The organism is Pseudomonas brassicacearum (assembly GCF_003732265.1).
GTDB lineage: Bacteria > Pseudomonadota > Gammaproteobacteria > Pseudomonadales > Pseudomonadaceae > Aquipseudomonas > Aquipseudomonas brassicacearum_D.
Genome location: NZ_MOBK01000411.1, coordinates 1 through 342, shown reverse-complemented (window position 1 = coordinate 342; position 342 = coordinate 1). Strand labels below are relative to the sequence as shown.

At 61.1% G+C, this 342-nt stretch carries 1 protein-coding gene; it reads left to right on the top strand.

The window, feature by feature from the left end:
* Positions 1-342, top strand: a 342-nt coding sequence (locus BK660_RS31985) for a glycogen/starch/alpha-glucan phosphorylase (RefSeq protein ID WP_148057549.1), incomplete at both ends; no start/stop codon positions are given.

The window sequence follows — 342 nt, the reverse complement described above, 5'->3', positions numbered from 1 at the left end:
CTTCGAAGCCTCGGGCGCCAGTAACATGAAGTTCGGCCTCAACGGCGCGTTGACCATCGGCACGCTGGATGGGGCCAACGTGGAAATGTGCGAACGCATCGGTGCCGAGCACATGTTCATCTTCGGCCTCAGCGCCCAGCAGGTGGAAGCGCGCAAACAGAACCACGAGTTCAGCGCGTTGCCGGACATCGCCGCGTCGCATCGTTTGAACGATGTGCTGCGAGCGATTCGCAGCGGGGTGTTCTCGCCGGATGACACCTCGCGTTATACCGGGCTGATCGATTCGCTGGTGGATTACGACCGCTTCCTGGTCTGCGCCGATTTCGACTCCTACTGGGAAGC